The sequence below is a fragment of the Priestia sp. YIM B13490 genome, assembly GCF_042787735.1.
GTDB lineage: Bacteria > Bacillota > Bacilli > Bacillales > Bacillaceae_H > Priestia > Priestia megaterium.
Genome location: NZ_JBHZOT010000002.1, coordinates 54939 through 77342, shown reverse-complemented (window position 1 = coordinate 77342; position 22404 = coordinate 54939). Strand labels below are relative to the sequence as shown.

Below are 22404 nucleotides of genomic sequence, written 5' to 3'. Positions count from 1 at the left end.
TGAAATTTCTTATACTTCAATTTATAGACAGCAGATGCAATAGTTCTTATTTTATTGAATAAGGTGGTTTTGAATTGAGTATAAATTATCAGAAATTAAAAAGCATGGTGGATCATTATCAAATATTTGATCTTGTAGCGTATATAACAGAAGAAGTACAAAGCCTTCAACCAAAGAGCCTTACGGGTATTGTGAAAGAATGGTTAGCAAACTTACAAACGGAAGAAGAGCTGTACGAGCTTATACGCTTTTGTGATGAAGCTTTATTAAATCGTTTAAGTCGAATGTTAACGACATATGGATATCGTCGATTTGGCTCGATTCGAATGGTAACTCTTTATTGTGATGATCTCCTGCGAGAAGGCAAGATACTCGACGCTGATGATAGACTTTCTTTATTAATTTCTCAGCTGGATACGGAATCAGTTAAAGAGGAACAGCTTGAGAAAATCTATTTTTTAAAGGTAAGAATTCTTTTAGAAATGAAACAAGTGGATGAAGCTTCTGAGTGGATGAAACAAGTAACGTCCCATAATCAAAAGGGTATGGCTGACAGATGGGGCTATTTTCATTTGCAGCTCAACGACAGAATGAAAGCTGAAGCCTGCTTAAAAGAAGGAACGACATATAAGGAGAATGGAGATTTTTGCTATGCAATGCTCGCAGACTTATATGCGTATGAAGGGAAGCATAAACAATCGCTTGAAAAAATTAACGAGGCTATTGTCCGCTACCCACAGCTTCCGTCTTTATATATGGATAAAGTGATGCGATTAAAAGATTTAAAAGAGTATTCTCTCTTGCTTGAAACGATTGAATTTATCGATTCAAAGTTACCCTATCACGATTATCAAGATTTTTTTACGCTGCTGCGCGCCGACATTTATTTTGAACAGAAGCAGCAATCTCAGCTTACGCATCTGCTCTCGACTAAGCGATGTTTAAAAGATTCACCTTATCAAAAATTAATTGGAAAGAATACAGACGATAAATGCAGTACAATCAAGCTTCCTATTGTACCGATTGTTCAAAAAGATAATTATTGCGTGCCAGCTAGTATGAGTATGATGTTAAGGCTTTTACATACCGAAAAAACACAGGATGAGATTGGGACGCGTATTTACGGAGGGTTAGGCTCCAAATTATCAACTGCGGTGAGCTACTTTGAATCTCTTGGCTTTGCAGCGATGTTTTTTACAGGCACAGTTGAACAGTTTAAAGAACTATTAGACAAAGGGCTGCCTATTTTGGTCAGTCTGGAATTTGAACAAGCTTCCCATGTTCAAGTTGTATTTGGCTATGATGATGAACTTGAACTTTTTCATGTACAAGATGCTAATTTTCTAAGTCCAACGTATGTAGAATATAAAAATTTTGATCAGCATTACGCTAATTCGGGTTTTTTATCAATTGTTGCTTCTAAAGCGGCAGCGGATCTCGCTTCACTTTCTAAAGAGCAAGATGTGTTTATTCGTCAGCTGTATGACTTAATCGAACTAGTTGAAGCGAATGAAGAGGCACACATTAATGATCTCGTTTCTTTACTAAAAGCAAATGAGCATGTTCCATTTGCCGCTATTTACAGTATGAAGCATTTGTATAGAAAAGAGCATGAAGCCTATATTCGTACGTGTATTAACCATGTGTTAGAGAAGTATAGCAATCATGATTATCTTAAGCTTCACGCTGCATATGCCTTTTTTAAACTTGACGACAGTAAGGGAGCATCTTCCTTGTTACACCACATAGATAACAAAAAGCATAGCTCTTTTTATCACTATCTTAAAGGAAGAATTGCGCTGGATGAAGAGAAGTATGATGAGGCTGTTGAAGCACTGCGCAGCTCCCTGCAATTAGACGTAGAGCAGCATTTGAACTGGAGCTATTTAGCACTTGCATATATGTACAAAGGAAACCTGGAAAAGGCTTTTGAATGCTCGACCATTTCCTTAAATATGTATGGCGATGAATCTTATACACAAATCAATCACGGACTTATTTTAATGGAGAAAGAAAGATATGCAGAAGCCAGAAATCTTTTCGACGCGTTATTAAAAGAAAACCCAAAAGATGCGCACAGCTGGTTTGAAAGAGCCCGTTGTGATGAACATTTAAAAAAGTTTCGTAAAGCTTACCGGGGATTTCAAGTAGCTAAACAGCTTTTGCCGACTGTTCCTTATCCATATCTTTCGATAGCTGATTTGCTACAATATCAACTAGAAAAAACAGACGAAGCTGAAAGCTATCTCAAAGAAGGCATGAAGCATCTCCCAAGCGACATGACAATTCGAGGAAGAATAGGCGATTTATACGTCGCGAATCAAAGGTACGAAGAAGCTATTGCTCTGTATAAAGAAGGCTTAAAAATAGAAGAAGATGCCCTTATGTATTTGGGCTTATCTTATGCGTATCTAGAAACAGGTGAACATTTAACGGCCGTTGATACGCTCACGCTTATTGCGCAGAAGTTTTCATCGAACAGCGACGTCCTGTTGGATGCAGGCAGCATGCTTTTGGATGCAGCAAAAGAGAAGAATCTAGACGACCAAACGATAGAGTTTGGATTTGCTCTTTATGAAGAAGGAATTCATTTTGCTCAAACAGCGCTAGCTGAAGTGTTAGAAGCATATACGAGTTATTTAGAAGACACGGCCTTACTGACTCGTGGAATTAAGTTTTTAACTGCAGAACATCAAGAGCACCCTAATGAGATTTTGTACATGTGCTACTTAGGCATATTATACGAACAAGCCAAGCAGCTAACAAAAAGTGAGAAACTTTATCAACAAGCGCTTCGTATCAAGCAAGATGCTTTGCCATATTATCGGTTAGGTGAAATATATCAATCAATGAATCGCATCACTGAAGCAAAAGAGGCCTTCCAAAAATGCTTAACTCTTGATAAAACATTTGAAGCCGCTTGTATGAAGCTTGCTGAAATGGCTTGTGAAGAACAAAATCGAACGGCTGAAAGGAATTGGCTGCTTCAATGGATACAGCTGAATCCTATGGAAGTAAACGTTGAGCACGCAGCTTCACTTTGTGAAACAGAGAAAGAGTATGAAGAGCTGTTAGAGGTATTAAAAAGCGTAAAGGAAATCGTTTTGCCTCAGTGGCTTGCTGACAGCCAGGCTCATGTGTATCGCCTAAAAGGAGACATTTCACAGGCTGAAACGTATTTAGAGAAGGCGCTTGAACTAGACCCACAGAATCCTGCTATTCGCCACCATCAGGCAAAATGGCTCATCATGGAGCATAGATATGAAGAAGCTAGAACAATTCTTACAGAGCTACTAAGTGAGAATCCGGAAGATTACGCTCTATTTCAAACGTTCATGTCTAGCTTTCCAAATGGAAAAAAACTGTCCGGGCTTACGGCAGATTTAAAAAAGATAAAAATGGAAAAACACAGCAAAAGCTTGTTATTTAAAAACGCAGCCGAGGCTTTAAATGAGTATGCCGATTCGATCGTAGAAGAGCAGCAAGGATCTATCTTCAAACGAAGCTTAGCAAAGTTCAAAGCAAAAGCAAAAACGGTTACGCTGCTTGGCTTAACGATTGAACTGTATGAACTTGCTATAAAAACGGATCCGAATAATAAAGAGGCTGTGCATGCATTTGCGGCTTTTTACGAAGAGAAAGGATTAATTGAAGATAGCATCACCGTGCTGAAAAAATCGCTGCATCAAAGCTGGGATTTTGATGTTGCCTATCATTTAGCCAATATACTCGTTAATATCCATGAAAATGAACAGGCTGCACATGAAGCGCTAAACTTAGTTCAAAAACTTCTTGAACAGCAGCCGTATCATATAGATTTGCAGATATACCGGGCATTTATTTTGAGTAGCCTTGAAGAGGTAGAAAAATCGGAGACAGCTTTTCAAGAATTACTTCAACAGGAGATTTATCAGCCTGACATATATGCAGGACTAGCAAAACTGTATAATAAAACAGAACGTTATCATGAAACTGTTCAGCTTCTTCAAAAAGCGATTGAACAGCGTCAAGAGTATGAAGGGATGTATACTGATTTAGGTATCGCGTATCATTTAGAAGGTGAAACGGAAGCAGCAGCTTCGCTTATGATAACCAGAGTAGAAAGTGGAGACGAAGATCTTTTTATTCGCTATAACTTGGCATGCTATCTAGCTGTTCTTGGAAAAACTGCTTCTGCTCAGGAAGAGTTGGATTATGTTTTAGCACATGATGAAACGGGAGAATTCTATGAACTGGCTATGGCAGACGATGAACTAAAAGGATTAACGGTAAGAAGGTAAAAAAAAGAAGCTGGGTTTCAGCTTCTTTTTTTATCCCTCTTTTGCACCTTGTCTTTTCAAAGAAATGGATTCAGAAATTTCCAGTGCAAGAATGATAATTGTGCCAAGAACTAATCCGTTGCTTAAAAACGTAGTAACTAAAGGTGGCAGTGTTGAAAAAGCTTGAGAAGGCAAAAACATAACCCCTATCCCCGACAGCAACGCAATACCGGCTTTTTTCATTGCTTTTTCGGGCTGTTTGGCATGCTTGAATTCTCCAATTCCAAGAGCTATCATACCTGTAAAAACAGGAAAGATTGCCGCGTATCCGACAGCAGGAGGAAGAGCGGACATAATGGATGTTAAAGGAGTAAAGATACTCAAAAAAAGCAAAAGACACGATGCTACAATAAAAGGAACTCGGCTATAAAGATTTGTAGCTGAAATAAATCCACCGGAACCTGAAATAGGAACGGCACCGACACCTGAAAACAATCCTCCAAGCAGCTGACTTATACCCGAAACCATCCCGGAACGCTTAATATTGTCTTTTTCAATTTTTTCTCCTTTGTGTTTATAAACAGACTCAACAACACGAATAGAAGCGAGCATGTTTGTAATTAAAATGAGCGTCACAAAAAAAGCAGTGACAACCATATTCCATTCAATGCGAGGAGCTCCAAATACAAACACTTTAGGTATGTAAAATAACTGCGCCTGAAACTCGATAGGTTTAGCTAATCCTAGTATTGCAAATACTCCCCAGCCTACACCAATGCTAATAATAATGCTGAGCTTATTTAACGTCCTGTGTGATAATAAATAAAAAGTCAGCAGCAAAATCGCAGCTGAAGCCAGCGCAATAGGAAGTTTAATAGCTGAATTCGTTTCTGTAATACCAAACATTCCTTTTAAAAAGGAACCGCTGAGCTGCGTCACTAATAAAATTAAATATGTACCGGTAACTGTCGGGGTAAAGTATTTTGCTAGTTTATCAATGAGACCAAGCAGGCTCATCAAAATAGCGATTATCCCGCTTATAAGGAGGGTGAACTGCAGTACGCGGAGCGTTTCAGAGTGAGAACCAAACAGAACCGTTCCAAGACTCGCATACAGAGAAAAGACGCCCCACCAAACACCAGCTGGCCCTTCCATGATGGGATATTTATGCCCTATAAATACCTGCAAGAGCCCGGATAAAGCTAAAATAAATAACGTTCGCTGTAAAAATTGAATAGAATCCGCTGCGTTTAAATGAAACTGAGAAGCAATTACAATAGGAACAATCATACTATTAGAAATCATAAATAAAAACCATTGTAGTGAAGCAATGGAAACTCGAAACATTCTTAACACCTCAATTAATGCCGACGAGCGGCTGAATGAACCAACAGGCTGCTCTATTATTTTACCATGGGATTTCCAATTTGTAAGCGATATCTTGTTAAAAGGAAGACGAATAAAGTGTCAAAAAATTCAATATATTGTTGTAAAAAGAAGAAAGATAATTTATAATTTTCTTACAATTATAAATTATAAACATAAGAATAATTTATAATGAACTGACTAACAGTCAAGGAAGGAGGAGGAATAAGACAAATGAAACTATATCTGTCGGTTGATATGGAAGGAATTACGGGACTCGTCGATCACACAAATGTTCTGCGACAGAAAGAAAATTATGAGAGAAGCCGCAAAATAATGACGGATGAAGCAAATGCAGTAATTTATGCAGGATTTAGAGAACAGTGCTCAGAAGTTGTGGTAAATGACAGTCATTCGAGTATGAATAATCTCCTTGTTGAACGGCTTCATCCAGAAACTCAGCTTATTTCAGGAAGCGTAAAACCATATTCAATGGTACAGGGATTAGATCAGACTTTTGATGGTGCTATGTTTCTAGGATATCATGCTAAAGCATCCATGCCTGGTGTCATGTCTCATTCGATGATATTTGGTGCTCGCAATATGTACATAGACGATACGAATATTGGAGAGTTAGGCTTCAATGCATACGTCGCAGGCTATTACGGCGTGCCAGTTTTAATGGTAGCCGGTGATGACCAAACGGCGCTGGAAGCACAGCAGCTTATTCCAAACGTGACGACTGCTATCGTCAAACAGGCCATTTCACGTTCTGCAGCCAAAACATTAACCCCTAAGAAAGCAGAACAATTACTTCAAGAAAAAACAGCCGCAGCTATTCAACACAAACACCTTGTTAAACCTTTAATTCCACCTAAACATCCAACCTTACGAATAGAATTTGCAAATTACGGTCAAGCAGAGTGGGCGCATTTAATGCCGGGAACAGAAATTGAGCCTGGAACGACGACCGTTCGGTTTCAAGCAAAAGATATTTTAGAAGCTTATCAGGCCATGCTTGTTATGACTGAATTAGCTACGCGCACAACATTCTGTTAGAAGGTGGGATAAAGGTGAAAAGTTATATTCTGAAACGATTTTTATCCATGCTTGTTACGCTGTGGGTAATTGTGACCTTAACCTTCTTTTTAATGCATTCGATTCCTGGATCTCCATTTAATGAAGAACGAGCGACAAGCGATGCAGTTCAAAAAAACCTGGAATCATTTTATCACTTAGATGAGCCGCTAGCTGTGCAATATATTCTTTATTTAAAATCCATTGTTACCTTTGACTTTGGTCCTTCCATTAAACAGCCGTCTCAAACGGTTAACGACCTTCTAGGAAGAGGGTTTCCCGTGTCATTTGAACTTGGAATGGTGACGTTAATTCTTGCGGTAATTTCCGGTATTACACTAGGCATTATCGCTGCTCTTAGAAGGAATGGAATAATTGATTACATGGCGATGAGCATAGCAGTTATCGGATTGTCGGTTCCAAATTTTGTTATGGCCACGTTGTTAATTCAACAGCTTTCTGTTAATTTGAAAATTTTACCTGCCGCTACGTGGACGAGCCCTTTACATATGATTCTTCCGACTCTAGCTCTTGCTACAGGTCCTATGGCTATTATTGCACGTTTGACTCGCTCAAGTATGATAGAAGTACTAACTCAAGATTATATTCGAACAGCGCGTGCAAAAGGGCTTTCACCAGTAAAAATTGTATTTAAGCATGCGCTTAGAAATGCTTTAATGCCCGTTATAACAGTTCTTGGAACGATTGCGGCCAGCGTATTAACCGGCACATTTGTTATTGAACAAATCTTTGCTATTCCTGGCATGGGAAAATATTTTGTGGACAGTATTAATACGAGAGACTACCCGGTAATTATGGGCACGACGGTCTTTTACAGTTCGATTCTCATCATTATGCTTTTTTTAGTAGACATTGCTTACGGAATACTTGATCCACGAATCAAACTGTATAAGAAGGAGGGATAACGTGCTGGAAAAACAGGAGTATAAGCAAATTCCTGATGAGTGGTTTGTGCCAAAGAAAAAAAAGAAATCTGAAGCTGAAGCAGTTGTAAGGCCGAGTCTTTCTTATTGGCATGATGCTTGGCGCAGGCTTGTAAAAAACAAGTTGGCCATGCTGGGTCTCTTTTTTTTAGTCATTCTCGCTGTGATGGCTATATTCGGTCCTATGTTTTCACCCTACAGTGTAACGAAAGCTTCTTTTACAGAGCAAAATCTTCCTCCTTCAGCTAGTCATTGGTTTGGAACGGATGACTTAGGCAGAGATATGTACACCCGGACATGGTACGGGGCTAGAATCTCTTTATTTGTAGGACTGATGGCAGCGCTTATTGATTTTATCATCGGTGTCATTTACGGGGGATTCTCAGGCTACAAAGGCGGAAAAACAGATAATGTCATGATGCGCGTAATTGAAATTTTATACGGTCTTCCTTATTTATTAGTCGTGATTTTACTAATGGTAGTCATGGGCCCCGGGCTTTCTACGATTATTGTGGCACTTTCCGTTACAGGTTGGATCGGGATGGCGAGAATTGTACGGGGGCAAGTATTGCAAATAAAAAACTATGAATACGTGCTTGCATCCAAAACGTTTGGAACAAAAACTAGTCGTATCATTAAGCGAAACCTGCTTCCAAATACGATGGGACCGATTATCGTTCAAATGACACTAACCGTACCAACTGCCATTTTTGCTGAAGCTTTTTTAAGCTTTTTAGGGCTGGGTGTACAAGCTCCTTATGCCAGCTGGGGAGTAATGGCAAACGATGGTTTATCAACGATTCTATCAGGCTATTGGTGGCGTTTGTTTTTTCCCGCTTTTTTTATTTCTCTTACCATGTTTGCTTTTAATGTCCTTGGAGACGGACTGCAAGATGCACTTGATCCGAAATTAAGGAGGTAAGCAAATGGAAAAAATGCTCCAAATCAAAAACTTACACGTACAGTTTTCAACTTACGGAGGGCGAGTTCAAGCTGTAAGAGGCGTTAGTTTTGATTTACATAAAGGAGAAACACTAGCGATTGTCGGAGAGTCAGGGTGCGGAAAAAGCGTGACATCTCAAAGTATTATGAGGTTAATTCCGACACCTCCGGGCAGGATCACAAGCGGATCTATTTTATTTAAAGGCCAGGATTTAACGAAACTATCAGAAAAGAAAATGCGAGACGTTCGAGGCGCTGATATTTCGATGATTTTTCAGGATCCCATGACTGCGCTTAATCCAACTCTTCGCGTAGGTGAGCAAATTGCAGAAAATATTATGCAACATGAAAACATTTCAAAAGAAAAAGCCAAAGAAAAAGCATTTGAAATGCTGGAGCTAGTCGGAATTCCAAATCCTAAAGAACGCCTAAAGCAATATCCTCATGAATTTAGCGGGGGAATGAGACAGCGTATTGTCATTGCAATGGCTCTTGTATGCAATCCCGAAGTGCTAATTGCTGATGAACCTACCACAGCTCTTGACGTTACGATACAAGCGCAGATTTTAGAATTGTTTAAGGATATTCAGCAGAAAACGGATGTCTCTATTGTTTTAATTACCCATGATTTAGGTGTAGTTGCTCAAGTAGCTGACCGTGTTGCCGTAATGTATGCAGGAAAGATTGTAGAGATTGGAACAAGAAGAGACATCTTTTATACGCCGCAGCATCCGTATACAAAAGGATTGCTGCGTTCAGTTCCTCGGTTAGATTTATACGAAAGTGAACTTGTGCCTATTACAGGATCACCTCCCGATTTATTTGCACCTTCACCCGGATGTTCGTTCGCACCTCGCTGTCCTTACGTAATGGAAGTATGTGACCGCATGTATCCTACGTCAACAAAGCTGAAAGAAAGTCACCAAGTGCACTGCTGGCTTCAAGATGAGAGAGCCCAAAAATTTGTAACAACTATAAGCTAGATTTATAGATGAATAGAGAACTTATGAAAGAGGGGGAAATGATGAAAAAAATAGGGTCTTTACTAATGATGTGTGTACTTATATTTGCACTTGCTGCCTGTACGGCCACAAAAGATTCAGGCGCGGAGCCAGAAAAGAAAAGCAGTACAGCAAAAGAAGACGGTAAGGTCCTTTATATGAATAATGGCGCAGAACCTACGTCTTTTGATCCGCCTATTGGATTTGATTCATATTCATGGAATATGCTTAATAACTTAATGGAAGGGCTGACTCGTTTAGGAAAAAGCGATGAGCCTGAAGGAGCAATGGCCGAGAAATGGGATATCTCTGAGGACAAAAAGGTCTATACGTTTCATTTACGAAAAGATGCTAAATGGTCAAATGGAGATGACGTGAAAGCAAGTGATTTCGTATTTGCTTGGAAGAGGCTGTTAGATCCTAAGACGGGTTCACCAGCGGCATTTTTAGGTTATTTCATCCAAGGTGGAGAAGAATTTAATACGGGTAAAGGTAGTGCTGATCAAATAGGGGTAAAAGCGCTAGATGACAAAACCTTTGAAGTTACGCTTAAGAGCCCTCAAGCCTATTTCTTAAGCGTAGTTTCCAATCCAGCGTTCTTCCCAATTAATGAAAAAGTAGCAACAAAAAATCCGAAATGGTTTGCAGAAGCAGACTCGTTTGTTGCTAATGGTCCCTTCAAATTAACTCAATGGAAGCATAACAGTAATCTAGTCATGGAAAGAAACGATCAGTATTGGGATGCTGAAAATGTAAAGCTTGACAAGGTAAAATGGGCAATTGTTGAAAATACAAACACAGAATATCAAATGTATCAAAATGGAGAACTAGATGTTTCTGAAATTCCATCGGATTTAAGTGAAAAGCTGCTGAAAGATGGAGATGTTCATATCGAAGACCAAGCGGGAACTTACTTCTATCGCTTTAACTTAGATAAAGAGCCCTTTCAAAACAAAAATATCCGTAAAGCATTTGCAATGGCTGTAGATCAAGATCAAATTGTTAATTTTGTTACAAAAAATAAAGAAAAACCAGCTCGTGGGTTCGTATCTTACGGATTTAAAGATGCAGATGGAAAGGATTTCCGTAAAACGGGCGGCGATTTATTAAAAACAGATAGCAAAGAAGCAAAAGCACTTCTGAAAAAAGGAATGAAAGAAGAAGGATATAAAAAGCTGCCAGCTATTACGCTAACATACAGTACAGACGATACGCATAAAAAAATAGCAGAAGCACTGCAGCAAATGTTCAAAGAAAATCTAGGCGTAGATGTGAAGCTTGCCAATATGGAATGGAATGTTTTCCAAGAAGAACAAAAAGCGTTAAAGTTTCAGCTGTCACGAAGTTCATTTTTAGCTGATTATGCAGATCCAATTAACTTTTTAGAGAGCTTCCAGACGGGTCATTCAATGAACCGTACAGCTTGGAGCAATAAAGAATATGATGAGTTAATTAAACAAGCTATGAACGAAACGGATAATAAAAAACGTTTTGAGCTTATGTATAAAGCAGAAGGTATTTTATTTGATGAGATGCCAATCATTCCTATCCATTTCTACAACTATGTGTTTTTAATAAAAGATAACGTATCTGGAATTGTTCGTCATCCTGTTGGCTATTTAGATTTGAAGTGGGCAGATAAACAGTAAAGTGGAACTTTTCGTCAGAGGGGATTTCAATACCCTTCTGACCCAAGTTTCACTTTCTTCATTTCTTTACACAAAAGGAGTGTAACAAATGATAAAACCAAAACCATTACAAAAAGGTGATACAGTAGCTGTTATTGCACCTGCTAGTCCGCCTAATCAGCACAATCTAAAAAAAGGAATAGAATATTTAAAGGAAATAGGATTAAACGTAGTAACAGGCGCGCATTTATATAAAAAAAAGGGGTACTTGGCAGGGACTGATGAACAGCGAGCAGCCGATATACATGCGATGTTTGCCAATAAGAAAGTAAAGGCAATTATTTGTGCATGCGGAGGTTACGGGACTGCTAGACTTGCCTCGCAATTAAACTACGATTTAATTAAGCGAAACCCAAAGGTTTTTTGGGGATATAGCGATATTACGTTTTTACATACGGCTATTCATCAGCGCACAGGTTTGGTTACCTTTCACGGGCCAATGCTTTCGTCGGATCTCGGAAAAGAAGATGTTCATATAGAGACGAAGCAAGCTTTTTATCAATTATTTTCTCACCGTTCTTTGTGCTATACGGATCAAATTAGTCCCCTCGACACCATTTGTGAAGGAGAAGCAACTGGTCAGCTGATAGGAGGAAATCTGACTTTGCTGGTAAGCACGCTTGGCACACCATTTGAGCTAGATACAAAAAATCGAATTTTATTTATTGAAGATATTGATGAAGAGCCGTATGAAATTGACCGCATGATGACACAGCTGTATATGGCCAATAAACTGCAGGATGCAGCGGGAATTATTATGGGAGATTTTCATAACTGCTATCCTAAAAAACGTACGGAGTCGCTTTCTTTAGAAGAGGCATTAACAAGTTACCTGACTTCTTTAAAAAAACCTGTGATGAGAGGGTTTCACATCGGGCATTGCTCGCCTCAAACAGCTGTGGCGATTGGAAGCTATGCCACGATGTCGACTTATGAACGAATGGTGGAATTTGAATCCGGTATTACATTACCAAAAGATAAAGTCGAACGCTGAAGGTTAAACCTGCGGGGAGGATAAATAAGTGATGGATAAAAAAACGTATTACGTTTGTGTAGCTGTGGCGACTGTTTGGACTTCCTATGACTCTAGCAGAGAAATAGATGACAATGCAATAAGTGTCCCAGTAAAACTGGATAAATGGCTAGAACAATTAACGTATACACGCCGGTTGGAGCTTTGTGAGAAAAATTTAGTTCAAACGCAGCTGTTACTAGGAGAAGAAGTATATGTAACAGAAATGAAAGGTAAATGGGCAAAAATCGTTATTCCTTCTCAGTTTTCTTCTAAAGATGAAAGAGGATATCCCGGGTGGGTTCCTTTTCACCAACTGATTTCTCAAACTGAATATTTTCCGTTGAATAAACCAACGGCGGTGGTATCAGCAACGATTGCGACCCTGCACCTAGCGGAAGAAGCCTTGCAAATTAGTTATCAAACGCAGCTGCCTCTTTTAAAAGAAGATAAAGAATGGCTAGAAGTTCAAACGCCGGTTGGCAGTGGGAGAATAAAACGTCAAGATGCTGTTGTAATAGAGGATAGAAACCGTAAAGTAAAAGGAACTGGGGATAGGATTATTGCAGCAGGAGAACAGTTTTTGAATCTTCCATATTTATGGGGGGGCATGAGTGCCTGGGGATATGATTGTTCCGGGTTTGCCTATGCTACTCATAAAGCAAACGGATATCTTATTCCAAGGGATGCAACCGATCAAGCAAGGCAAGGAAAAGAAGTGGGGTTAGCCTCTATTCAACCTGGAGATTTGCTGTTTTTCGCTCATGAAAAAGGTGAAGGGTCTATCCACCATGTTGGTATTTATTATGGTGAAGGAAAAATGCTTCATTCACCTAAAACAGGTAAAACCGTTGAACTGATTGAATTAAAAGAAACGCTTTATGAAGAAGAGCTGTGCGCAGCCCGGCGCTATTATTAGGAGGTGGCAGTTATGACAGCGAAGCATTTGTTAGAAGTAAAGCAGCTGAGCAAATATTTTTCGATTACGAATAAGCAGGTTTTGAAAGCAGTAGACGGCGTGTCTTTTCATATTTCAAAAGGAGAAACCTTTGGACTTGTTGGTGAATCCGGCTGCGGAAAATCAACTGCGGGGCGAACAATCATTGGGTTGTATAACCGTACATCAGGAGAGGTGCTTTATAAAGGGAAAAACGTGCATGAGCTATCAGAGAAAGAAAAATTTGCTTTTCATCGTAATATGCAAATGATTTTTCAAGATCCATATGCTTCACTAAACCCTCGTTCTACCGTGAAGGAGATTATCTCAGAACCAATGGAGGTTCACGGACTTTATTCGAATAAAAAAGAGATGCTGAACCGCGTGTATGAGCTGCTAGAAGATGTCGGGCTAAACCGTGATCATGCCAATCGCTATCCTCATGAATTCAGCGGCGGACAGCGCCAGCGTATAGGGATTGCGAGAGCTTTAGCACTAAATCCAGAATGCATTATTGCAGACGAACCTATTTCTGCTTTAGATGTGTCTGTACAGGCTCAAGTAGTTAATTTATTAAAAAAACTCCAAAAAGAAAAAGGGTTAACCTATTTATTTATTGCACATGACTTGTCGATGGTAAAGCATATAAGCAATCGTATTGGAGTTATGTATTTAGGGCATTTAGTGGAATTAACAACAAGTTCGGAGCTGTATCAAAAACCGCTTCACCCTTACACTCAAGCTCTACTGTCAGCTATTCCTATCCCTGATCCTGACGTTGAGGATAATCGGAAGCGGATTGTTCTTAAAGGAGAATTACCGAGTCCAATTAACCCGCCCTCTGGCTGCGTGTTTAATACGCGCTGTCCTCTTGCAGTAGCAGCCTGTAAGACTCAAAAGCCAGAGTGGCAGGAAGTTGAAGACAATCACTTTGTATCCTGTCACTTATACAATCAAAAGATAATGAGTAACAACTATATTGAAACAGCTGCGACAAAATGATGGAAAGAGCGAGAATGAAAATCGAAGATGCAGTTACTACATGGAAGCGGAGTAATAATGGACTTATACGTATTCATATTGAAGGAAAAGAATCCATACAGATTAATTCTTTTATCCAACAACGAGCAGCAAGTACAATCAAGCTGCTGCTTGCAATAGAAACGTTTCGTCAAATTGATGCGGGCATCTTGGCTTTAACATCTGTCATTCAAAGAATGGAAAAAAACACGGTTGGCGGAGCAGGCGTACTTAGAGCTCTTCCGCGGTTAACACATATTAAAGTAGAAGAGCTGCTTACCCTTATGATAATTGTTTCTGACAACACAGCTACAAATGAACTCATTTCTTTAGTAGGATTTGAAAAAATTAACGAATGTGCTAAAAATCTAGGATTAAAGAAAACCGTTTTAAACCGCTATATGATGGACGAAATCGCTGTTGAAAAAGGGATTGATAATTATACGTGTGCCTCTGACGTAGTAAAGTGTCTAAGGGAAATATATGAAGGAAACCTTTTGCAAAAATCTAGTCGCGAAAAAATAATGAGAATGTTAGAAATGCAGCAGTTTCAGCATAAGCTTCCAGCACGTATAGGATCAGCGTTTCAAGCTGCGAATAAGACTGGAGAACTACAGGGAGCAGAACATGATAGTGCTATTCTCATGCGAGGTAACGAAACATATTATGCCGTTGTTTTGATAGATGGACTAAGTGACAATGAACAGGGAAGGAGATTAATTGCTGATATTGGATATCTTCTGTCATCTAACATCTAAAAATCTTTTGACCATATACTTCAATAAGCGGAATTGGTTTGCTCCCTTTTATTTAATGTCTTCTATCAAAGAAAAACTCACATTTACTAATAATAAATACTTATCTTCTCAGATTTTGGCGAGATCGTTGTTTGCTGTGCTGGATTTGTGCTAGTAATAGATAAACATGTTCTTTTTCATAAAATTTTATGAAAAAATAATGATAAATCATTCATCCTATACCAACTTATTCATATTTTTTATATAATAGAATAATAGTATATATTTTAAACGAATAGTGAATGTCTATGCAAAACAGCAAGGAGCATGAAATTATTCGATTCATAAATGGTGGTGTATGTATGGCAAACGAACATGTAATGATAGATATTATAAAAGCATTTAAACGCAATTCAACTGAATCCATTGCTATGGATTTAATTAAGGAAGTGCGAGGGACATTTAGTCCATTACCTAAATATATAGCGGATTTAATTGATGAGCTGAGAAAATTAAATTTAAAAGACGAAGTGATCAGTGTCATCTTGTATCAATCTGTATATGTGGCAGATCATCAATTTAATATTAAAGATACCATTACCAATCGTCAGTTTGTAAAAGATACAATTGAAATGGGCAGAAGATGGGTGCATCAGTACGGCCGAATTGAAACAGTAGAAGAAGCAATTCATATTGCAGAGCAAGTGTCTACAAAAGAGGACTTGCCTCATCATTTGCAAACAGCAACAATTGACGAAAAAATTACGCTTGAGGTGCAGCTTGATCATCAAACGTATGAAATGTTAAAAAATATAGCCGTTTATTATGATCATCATTCCTATGAACAGTCAATGACTGTAGCAATTAATCGTTTATATACGCAGCTGCGCGATGCACAATCAAAAAATAGTTAAATGTCAAATCTCACATGTTCCGTGCACCATGTGAGATTTTTTAAGATGTGAAAGAGGCGCAGATGAAAATGTCTTGTTTCATCATTCACCAAAAGGAGGGAGAACATAGATGAGGGTATATTTATCTCCTCTTCAAAAAAAAGATGCTTCTAAAGTTTTTGAATATTGGTCGGATGAAGAGGTTACTAGATATATGAATATTGAGCCCTTTACGACGCTTTATCAAGCGGAAAGCATGATTGCACTTCTCCAAAGTTTGACGAAAGAAGGGAAAGCAACACGCTATGCTATTCGATTAAAGACTTCCGATGAGATCATTGGAACCTGCGGTCTAAACCGTATTGATTATGTTAAAAAGCAAGCAGAGATTGGGTATGATTTAGGCAGACCTTTTTGGAAAAAAGGTCTCATGACAGAAGCGCTCTGCCTTTTGCTAGAAAAAGCTTTTGAAGAGTTTCGTATACAAGAAATTGAAGCAAAAGTTGATCCTAATAATAAAGATTCAATTACTCTTTTAAAAAAATTTTCGTTTCAACTAGAAGAGGCGTATGAGTCAGATGATTGTACTTGTTTATACACTGTCAACAAGGAAAAAGTGAGCGCGATATTGTCAGGACGTTCAAAAGGTAAGAAGTAAATCAAGCATAAGTTCTTTTGAAATAGTAAATATTTTTAGGCCTTAACCGATAACAAAGAAAAGAACGAATTGAAGGAAGGTCATGAATGAATCATCATACACATTTACTAGAAGGGACGTACAATGAGTTACTCGTTACACTCTCTTTCCTTATCGCTATTACTGCGGCGTACGCTTCTTTTGGGTTAGCTAATCGTGTGAAAATTTCCCGGGCAAAATTTATTCAGTTTTGGTTAATCAGCGGGGCATTTACATTGGGGATAGGCATTTGGTCAATGCATTTTATCGCCATGCTTGCTTTTCACCTGCCCGTAGATGTTTCATATAATTTATGGTTTGTTCTTCTCTCAATCTTGGGAGCGATAACGGGATGTTATATAGGTCTCTACCTCATTCACAAACAAAAGAAAAGTATAAAAGCACTTATCATTGCAGGGAGCTTTATGGGAGCGGGAATTGTTTTTATGCACTATTTGGGCATGATGGCTATGGAGCCAATTATGATTTCGTATGATCCATTTATCGTTTTTCTCTCTATTCTTATTGCTGTTGCTGCTTCTAATACAGCTTTGTGGCTTGGTTTTTATTCAAAGCTAAATGAAGGGAAGCTTACCGTTTTTGCTAAGGTTATTTGTTCTACTATTATGGGCATTGCTATTGCAGGTATGCACTATACGGGCATGCAGGCAGCTTCTTTTTCAGGAATGTCAATGTCTGAACACTCAAACGGTTTTGCCTTAAATCCAATATATTTATCCGTCGTTATTGTTTTTTTTATTGTCTGCCTCTTTACGGCTGTGTTTTTAACCATTTTTATGGATCGACGCGTACAAAAACAAGAAGTTTTAAAATGGGCTTTTTTTGAATCCGCTCTGGATGCTATTTTGGTGATCGATGAAAAAAGACATGTTTTATCGCTCAATTATGCAGCGGAAACGCTTTTCTCTCTTAAAGCATCAGATGTAATCGGGAGTAATGTTGTTAAGCTGCTGCCCTTCTACGAATTTTCTTCTCTACAAGATGGACGAACTGAGCACTCCCTTTTGATAAGTAATAGAGAAGTTACGGTTGAGATAACGGTGATGGCGGTAGGAATTGAAGAGACGGTTGAGTATATGTTGTATATCCGCAATATGACGCAAGAGCGTGAAGCGGAAAAAACGTTGATTGAAGCAAAAAATCGCTATGAAAACTTGTTTTACTCCTCTCCATTGGCAATTATGGTCCATCGAGAAGAAGAGGTCGTGTCTGTGAATGATGCTATGATTCAGCTTTTAGGAGTAACGGAAGACCAGCTCGTTGGTAAATCGTTATATGATTTCTTTTCATCTGAACAAGTTCCCGATATTAAAAAAGGATTGAAGGCAGTAAAGGATAGAAAAGATGAGCCAAGATCTCCATTAGCTCAATTGAAAATGTTTAATGCGTTAGGTAAGGAACTCTTTTTAGAAGTAAAATCTACGCTCATTCAAATTAATGGAGAGACGCTTTTTCAGACAGTAACTAGAGATGTAACGGAACAGAAAAAAGCTCAAGAATCGCTTCAATATATGGCTTTTCACGATATGCTAACAGATTTACCAAATCGAAGTATGTTTTCAAGCATTGTAGAGAAATCCATTGATTCAGCAGCTGCTTCAGGAAAAAAGCTTCATTTCTTATTTTTAGACCTAGATCGTTTCAAACAGGTAAATGACACGCTTGGTCATCATGCTGGAGATCAGCTTATGCTTCAGGTTGTTGATCGAATGAAGAGCTGCATAAGAAACCAAGATGTGCTTTCGCGTTTTGGAGGAGATGAGTTTTTAGTTTTACTGCATGATAGGACTGATGAAGAAGTGAAAAAAATCTGTCAATCATTAAATGACTGCTTATCCACTCCTTTTGTAGTGCTATCGAGAGATGTTTATTTAGGGGTAAGCATCGGAGTTAGTTTATTTCCTAAAGATGGAAAATTTCTTGAAGTGCTAGTTCGCCATGCTGATTTAGCGATGTACGAAGTCAAAAAACAAGGGCGTAATCATTATCTGTTTTATCAAAAAGAAATGCAGGTTCATACTACGCGACGAATGAGAATTGAAGATGGGTTACGCAAGGCTTTTGAGCTGGGCGAAATGGAGCTTCACTATCAGCCGAAAGTCAATATTCAAAGTGGCCATATTGTTGGAGTGGAGGCTTTAATCCGGTGGACTCATGCCGAGATGGGCGTCATTTCTCCCGCAGAATTTATTCCGATTGCTGAAGAAACAGGCGTTATTGTTACACTGACGAAATGGGTATTAAAAAAAGCGTGCCATCAAAATAAGTATTGGCAGCTTCAAGGACTTCCTCCCTTAAAAATGAGTGTGAACATATCAAGCGTGGATTTTGGCACAACTGATTTTGTTGATTATGTGTTAGGTGTCTTGCGTGAAGTAGAGTTAGAATCAAGATATTTAGAACTTGAAATTACAGAAAGTGTAACGATGAAGCATGTTGAGCAAACAATCGAAAAGCTACAAATCTTAAAAGATGCAGGAGTATTTATTTCAATTGATGATTTTGGCTCAGGATACTCCTCGTTTAGCTATATTCAGAAGCTGCCTATTCATACGCTGAAAATTGACCGGTCTTTTATTAAAGATTTAGATCCTAATACAACGGAAGTATCGATTGTCAGAGCCATTATTACACTAGCCAAAAGTTTGCAGCTATCCGTCGTAGCAGAAGGTGTAGAAGAAGTTGAACAAGTAGAACTTCTTCATAAAGAAAAATGTGATGAAGTGCAGGGATACTATTTCTCCAAACCGATTTCAGCGGAGGAATTTTATGAGAAATTTCATAAAATCGAAGAAAAAATGGAATTTGTTCATTAATGTAAAAAGCCGTTCTTATTTAAAAGAACGGCTTTTAATTATTGGTTATTTCGATATACATAAGGGTCCTTTGGAGCCTGCTCCCGCTTCACTTTTGTTACTTTCAAAACAGGAATGGTTTTTTTGAACGGCTGATAATACATTGTACTGACTTCACCTGTAACAGTTGCCCAGTCATCATTTTTAAAAGCAGCGTCATCTGGAAACTCAATGAGCATTCCAAACACCCCTGAATCTGCAATACAATGAATAATACCAAAGCGAAAGAGAAAATACTGATTCTTTTTTAGCTCCTTCGTTTGATACATAAATCCTTTAAATGAAATGGTTTTGCCACTGAATTGACCAGGATATCGGTAAATAGTTTCCATTGCATTTAAAAATTCCTCATCTTCTAAGTTGATATTCTCTCCTTTAGAAAATTTTTTAAGGTCATGATGAATCATTTGGTCATAGGCTTCTTCGCCGTAAAAAGAACTTGTATCCGGCTGTAAAAATTGATGAGAAGAATAAGGATCTTTTTTATCATAAATAGGAAAATGAAATCCTTTAGCTTCAACAATGTTAGAATCAAGAGTTGCGACAGGTAAAAATAAGACAGTGAATACAGGTAAAATATAAATTGGGTACCATGCTCTTCGTTTCCATTTGCTTTCTTGATGGTTATGGGCGCATCCGCAGCTACAATCATCATCATGTTTTTTAGGGCCTATCATGTAAAAGATTAATTCTGCGATAGTTAAAAGCCAAAGTACAAAGATAGTACCAAATGAAATCCAAGAATATTTCATATTAATATATTTTGAGATATCCCCAGTTGCATGAAGGTGCATGAAGATGAACGTAAACCCTATTAAAATTAAAATACGAATCATGCTAAATCCCTCCTTATTAATGAACAATTAAGATCGAAACAATAAGTACTAAAATAAAGACATAAGCCAAAAGTGTAAAGACAAATTTAGTCTTAAATTGGCCTAGCATCATCAGCGTATTCTTAATGTCAAACATTGGGCCGAATACCAAGAATGAAACAATAGCACTGTCTGTAAACGTACTGCGAAACGAGGAAGCGATAAACGCATCTGCAGAAGAGCAAAGCGATAATACATATGCAAGTCCCATCATTACCGCGTTTGATGAAACATCGCCTTGACCTAATGAAAATAGAGTAGATGTCTTAACAAACGTCTGCATCCCGGCTGCAATTAATCCTCCGATAATCAGAAATTTCCCAACAGAAAAAAACTCATCAATAGTATGACGGGTAGCTTCTGAAACCTTCGCACTCATTTTTTTGGGGGAAGTATGCAGGTGAACCTCACGTTTCGTCTGAGGTGTTTTAAACTGAAAACTTAAAATGAAACCTACAAGTAAGGAAACAATAAAAGCCACTCCTGCACGATACAATACTATCTTCCAATCATTACCGAAGGCTACAAAGGTAGAAAATAAAACAACTGGATTAATAATAGGACCTGTTAACATAAAAGGAATAGCAGCATAAAGAGGAACTCCTTTTGCCATTAAACGTCTAGTAATAGGAACAATTCCACATTCGCAGGCTGGAAAAAGAGCTCCAATCACACTAGCTAATAGGACAGCACCTATTTTATTTTTAGGAATAACTCGAGCCATCATTTCATCAGTTACAAAAATTTGAATAATTCCTGAAATGATCACGCCCAGTAATACAAAGGGAAGGGCTTCGATGAGAATACTAATAAATATAGTATTCATTTGTAATAGAGACGAATTCACTATCTTCACTCCAAAATTAAGATTATTTAAAAGTGCGTTAGTACAATAAAGTTGAATATGGTCAACTTACAGATAGTGTATCGTAAAAAAGGGAGGGAATAAAGCTTTTTCAAGAAAGGGATTAAAAGGATTCTTCTGTTATTTATTCAAGAAATGTCCCATATTACGAGAAAACTATTGACGCACCTTTAATTAACAGATAACATTGATGATAATGATTATCAGCGTCAAACAGAGTATATACATAGGAGGAAGCGTTAAAATGAAGCAAGTTAAAAAGATTAGACTTGCCAGTGTAGCTGCTATTGTTTCTATTTTATTTGTTCTAGCAGGATGCGGGTCAACTCAAAATTCATCAAAAGAAAATTCAGATAATAGTCAAAAGATATCTGTGCAGCATGAGCTGGGAAAAACAAAAGTTCCTGAAAATCCAAAAAAAGTAGTTGTGCTTGAACTATCCTTTGTAGATGCTTTGCAAGGTTTAGGAATGAAGCCAGTAGGAATTGCAGACGACAACAAAAAAGATATGATTGAAAAACTCGTAGATGGGAAGATCAATTATACTTCAGTAGGAACACGTCAACAGCCAAATTTAGAAGTAATTAGTTCCCTGCAGCCGGACTTAATTATTGCCGATGTGCAGCGTCATAAAGCAATCTATAAAGAATTAAACAAAATTGCACCTACAATTGAATTGAAAAGTCGTGAATCTACATATGAAGAAAATATAGATTCATTTAAAACAATTGCGAAAGCAGTAGGAAAAGAAAAAAAAGCACAACAGCGCTTAAATGAGCATGAAGAAACAATTTCAAAATTAAAAAATGAGTTAAAAGAAGAAAGTGGTCAGACAGTCTTACCAGCAGTTGTCAGAGATACTTCTTTCCAAGCGCATACATCTTCTTCTTATGACGGAGAGTTCCTTGAAAAGCTAGGATTGAAGAACGCTGTACAAGACAAAGAAGCATATGCTGAGATGAATTTAGAACAGTTGTCAGACATTAATCCAGATATTTTAATCCTAGCAAATAACGAAGGTAAACTTGTAACGGATGAATGGAAAACAAATCCTCTTTGGAAAAATTTAAAAGCTGTTAAAAATGATAAAGTTTTTGTAGTAGACCGTGATTTATGGACAAGATTCCGAGGAGTGATTTCAGCTGAGGCAATTGGAAAAGATACGGTTAAGTTACTAAACAATAAGCAGAAGTAACATAACAGAGTCTGACAAAGAGGCGAGAATAGTTATTCTATT

The 22404-nt window shown here is 38.1% G+C and carries 17 protein-coding genes; 14 read left to right on the top strand and 3 right to left on the bottom strand.

What is annotated here, in order from left to right; translation table 11 throughout:
- The first annotated feature begins 74 nt into the window (after window positions 1–74).
- On the top strand, window positions 75–4280 hold the full coding sequence (locus tag ACFX4R_RS05795) for a tetratricopeptide repeat protein (protein ID WP_377569119.1): 4206 nt from the start codon (window positions 75–77) through the stop codon (window positions 4278–4280).
- Window positions 4281–4310: 30 nt separating this feature from the next.
- Here ACFX4R_RS05795 and ACFX4R_RS05790 read toward each other — a convergent pair whose 3' ends face one another.
- Window positions 4311–5606: a purine/pyrimidine permease gene (locus ACFX4R_RS05790; RefSeq protein WP_043979411.1), complete on the bottom strand. Its 1296-nt coding sequence runs from the start codon at window positions 5604–5606 to the stop codon at window positions 4311–4313.
- A gap of 252 nt (window positions 5607–5858) precedes the next feature.
- Between ACFX4R_RS05790 and ACFX4R_RS05785 the strand changes: the two genes are divergently transcribed.
- The 12 genes from ACFX4R_RS05785 (at window position 5859) to ACFX4R_RS05730 (ending at window position 19388) form a co-directional block, all read left to right on the top strand.
- Complete coding sequence (locus tag ACFX4R_RS05785; protein WP_116371870.1) at window positions 5859–6683, top strand: M55 family metallopeptidase; 825 nt, start codon at window positions 5859–5861, stop codon at window positions 6681–6683.
- Between the two features lie 14 nt (window positions 6684–6697).
- Window positions 6698–7627 carry an ABC transporter permease gene (locus ACFX4R_RS05780; protein ID WP_013056182.1) on the top strand — a complete coding sequence of 310 codons (930 nt, stop codon included), beginning with the start codon at window positions 6698–6700 and terminating at the stop codon, window positions 7625–7627.
- Window position 7628: 1 nt separating this feature from the next.
- Entirely contained in the window at window positions 7629–8567 is a 939-nt protein-coding gene (locus ACFX4R_RS05775) for an ABC transporter permease (protein WP_025749326.1), read from the top strand.
- A gap of 4 nt (window positions 8568–8571) precedes the next feature.
- Window positions 8572–9570 carry an ABC transporter ATP-binding protein gene (locus tag ACFX4R_RS05770; protein WP_377569116.1) on the top strand — a complete coding sequence of 333 codons (999 nt, stop codon included), beginning with the start codon at window positions 8572–8574 and terminating at the stop codon, window positions 9568–9570.
- Window positions 9571–9593: 23 nt separating this feature from the next.
- Window positions 9594–11237 (top strand): peptide ABC transporter substrate-binding protein, encoded by a 1644-nt coding sequence (locus tag ACFX4R_RS05765; protein ID WP_377569453.1) that lies wholly within the window; start codon window positions 9594–9596, stop codon window positions 11235–11237.
- Window positions 11238–11325: 88 nt separating this feature from the next.
- A complete protein-coding gene (locus ACFX4R_RS05760; protein ID WP_377569114.1) occupies window positions 11326–12270 on the top strand; it encodes a S66 peptidase family protein in 945 nt (314 codons plus the stop codon).
- Window positions 12271–12301: 31 nt separating this feature from the next.
- Window positions 12302–13207 carry a C40 family peptidase gene (locus ACFX4R_RS05755; RefSeq protein ID WP_043980573.1) on the top strand — a complete coding sequence of 302 codons (906 nt, stop codon included), beginning with the start codon at window positions 12302–12304 and terminating at the stop codon, window positions 13205–13207.
- Between the two features lie 12 nt (window positions 13208–13219).
- Entirely contained in the window at window positions 13220–14227 is a 1008-nt protein-coding gene (locus ACFX4R_RS05750; protein WP_043979393.1) for an ABC transporter ATP-binding protein, read from the top strand.
- Window positions 14228–14241: 14 nt separating this feature from the next.
- The gene (locus ACFX4R_RS05745; protein WP_377569112.1) at window positions 14242–15003 is read left to right on the top strand and encodes a serine hydrolase; all 762 of its coding nucleotides are present in this window, start codon (window positions 14242–14244) and stop codon (window positions 15001–15003) included.
- A gap of 341 nt (window positions 15004–15344) precedes the next feature.
- Window positions 15345–15896 (top strand): hypothetical protein, encoded by a 552-nt coding sequence (locus tag ACFX4R_RS05740; RefSeq protein WP_013056190.1) that lies wholly within the window; start codon window positions 15345–15347, stop codon window positions 15894–15896.
- Window positions 15897–16005: 109 nt separating this feature from the next.
- Window positions 16006–16533 carry a GNAT family N-acetyltransferase gene (locus ACFX4R_RS05735; protein ID WP_043979389.1) on the top strand — a complete coding sequence of 176 codons (528 nt, stop codon included), beginning with the start codon at window positions 16006–16008 and terminating at the stop codon, window positions 16531–16533.
- An 86-nt stretch (window positions 16534–16619) separates the two neighbouring features.
- Window positions 16620–19388 (top strand): bifunctional diguanylate cyclase/phosphodiesterase, encoded by a 2769-nt coding sequence (locus ACFX4R_RS05730; RefSeq protein WP_377569110.1) that lies wholly within the window; start codon window positions 16620–16622, stop codon window positions 19386–19388.
- A gap of 38 nt (window positions 19389–19426) precedes the next feature.
- Here the strand turns inward: ACFX4R_RS05730 and ACFX4R_RS05725 are convergent, their stop codons facing one another.
- Complete coding sequence (locus ACFX4R_RS05725) at window positions 19427–20263, bottom strand: TIGR03943 family putative permease subunit (protein ID WP_377569108.1); 837 nt, start codon at window positions 20261–20263, stop codon at window positions 19427–19429.
- 16 nt (window positions 20264–20279) lie between these two features.
- The gene (locus tag ACFX4R_RS05720; protein ID WP_043979385.1) at window positions 20280–21149 is read right to left on the bottom strand and encodes a permease; all 870 of its coding nucleotides are present in this window, start codon (window positions 21147–21149) and stop codon (window positions 20280–20282) included.
- Window positions 21150–21411: 262 nt separating this feature from the next.
- Here ACFX4R_RS05720 and ACFX4R_RS05715 point away from each other — a divergent pair, with 262 nt between their 5' ends.
- Window positions 21412–22362, top strand: a complete 951-nt coding sequence (locus ACFX4R_RS05715; RefSeq protein WP_165575369.1) for an ABC transporter substrate-binding protein — start codon at window positions 21412–21414, stop codon at window positions 22360–22362.
- The last annotated feature ends 42 nt before the right edge of the window (window positions 22363–22404 follow it).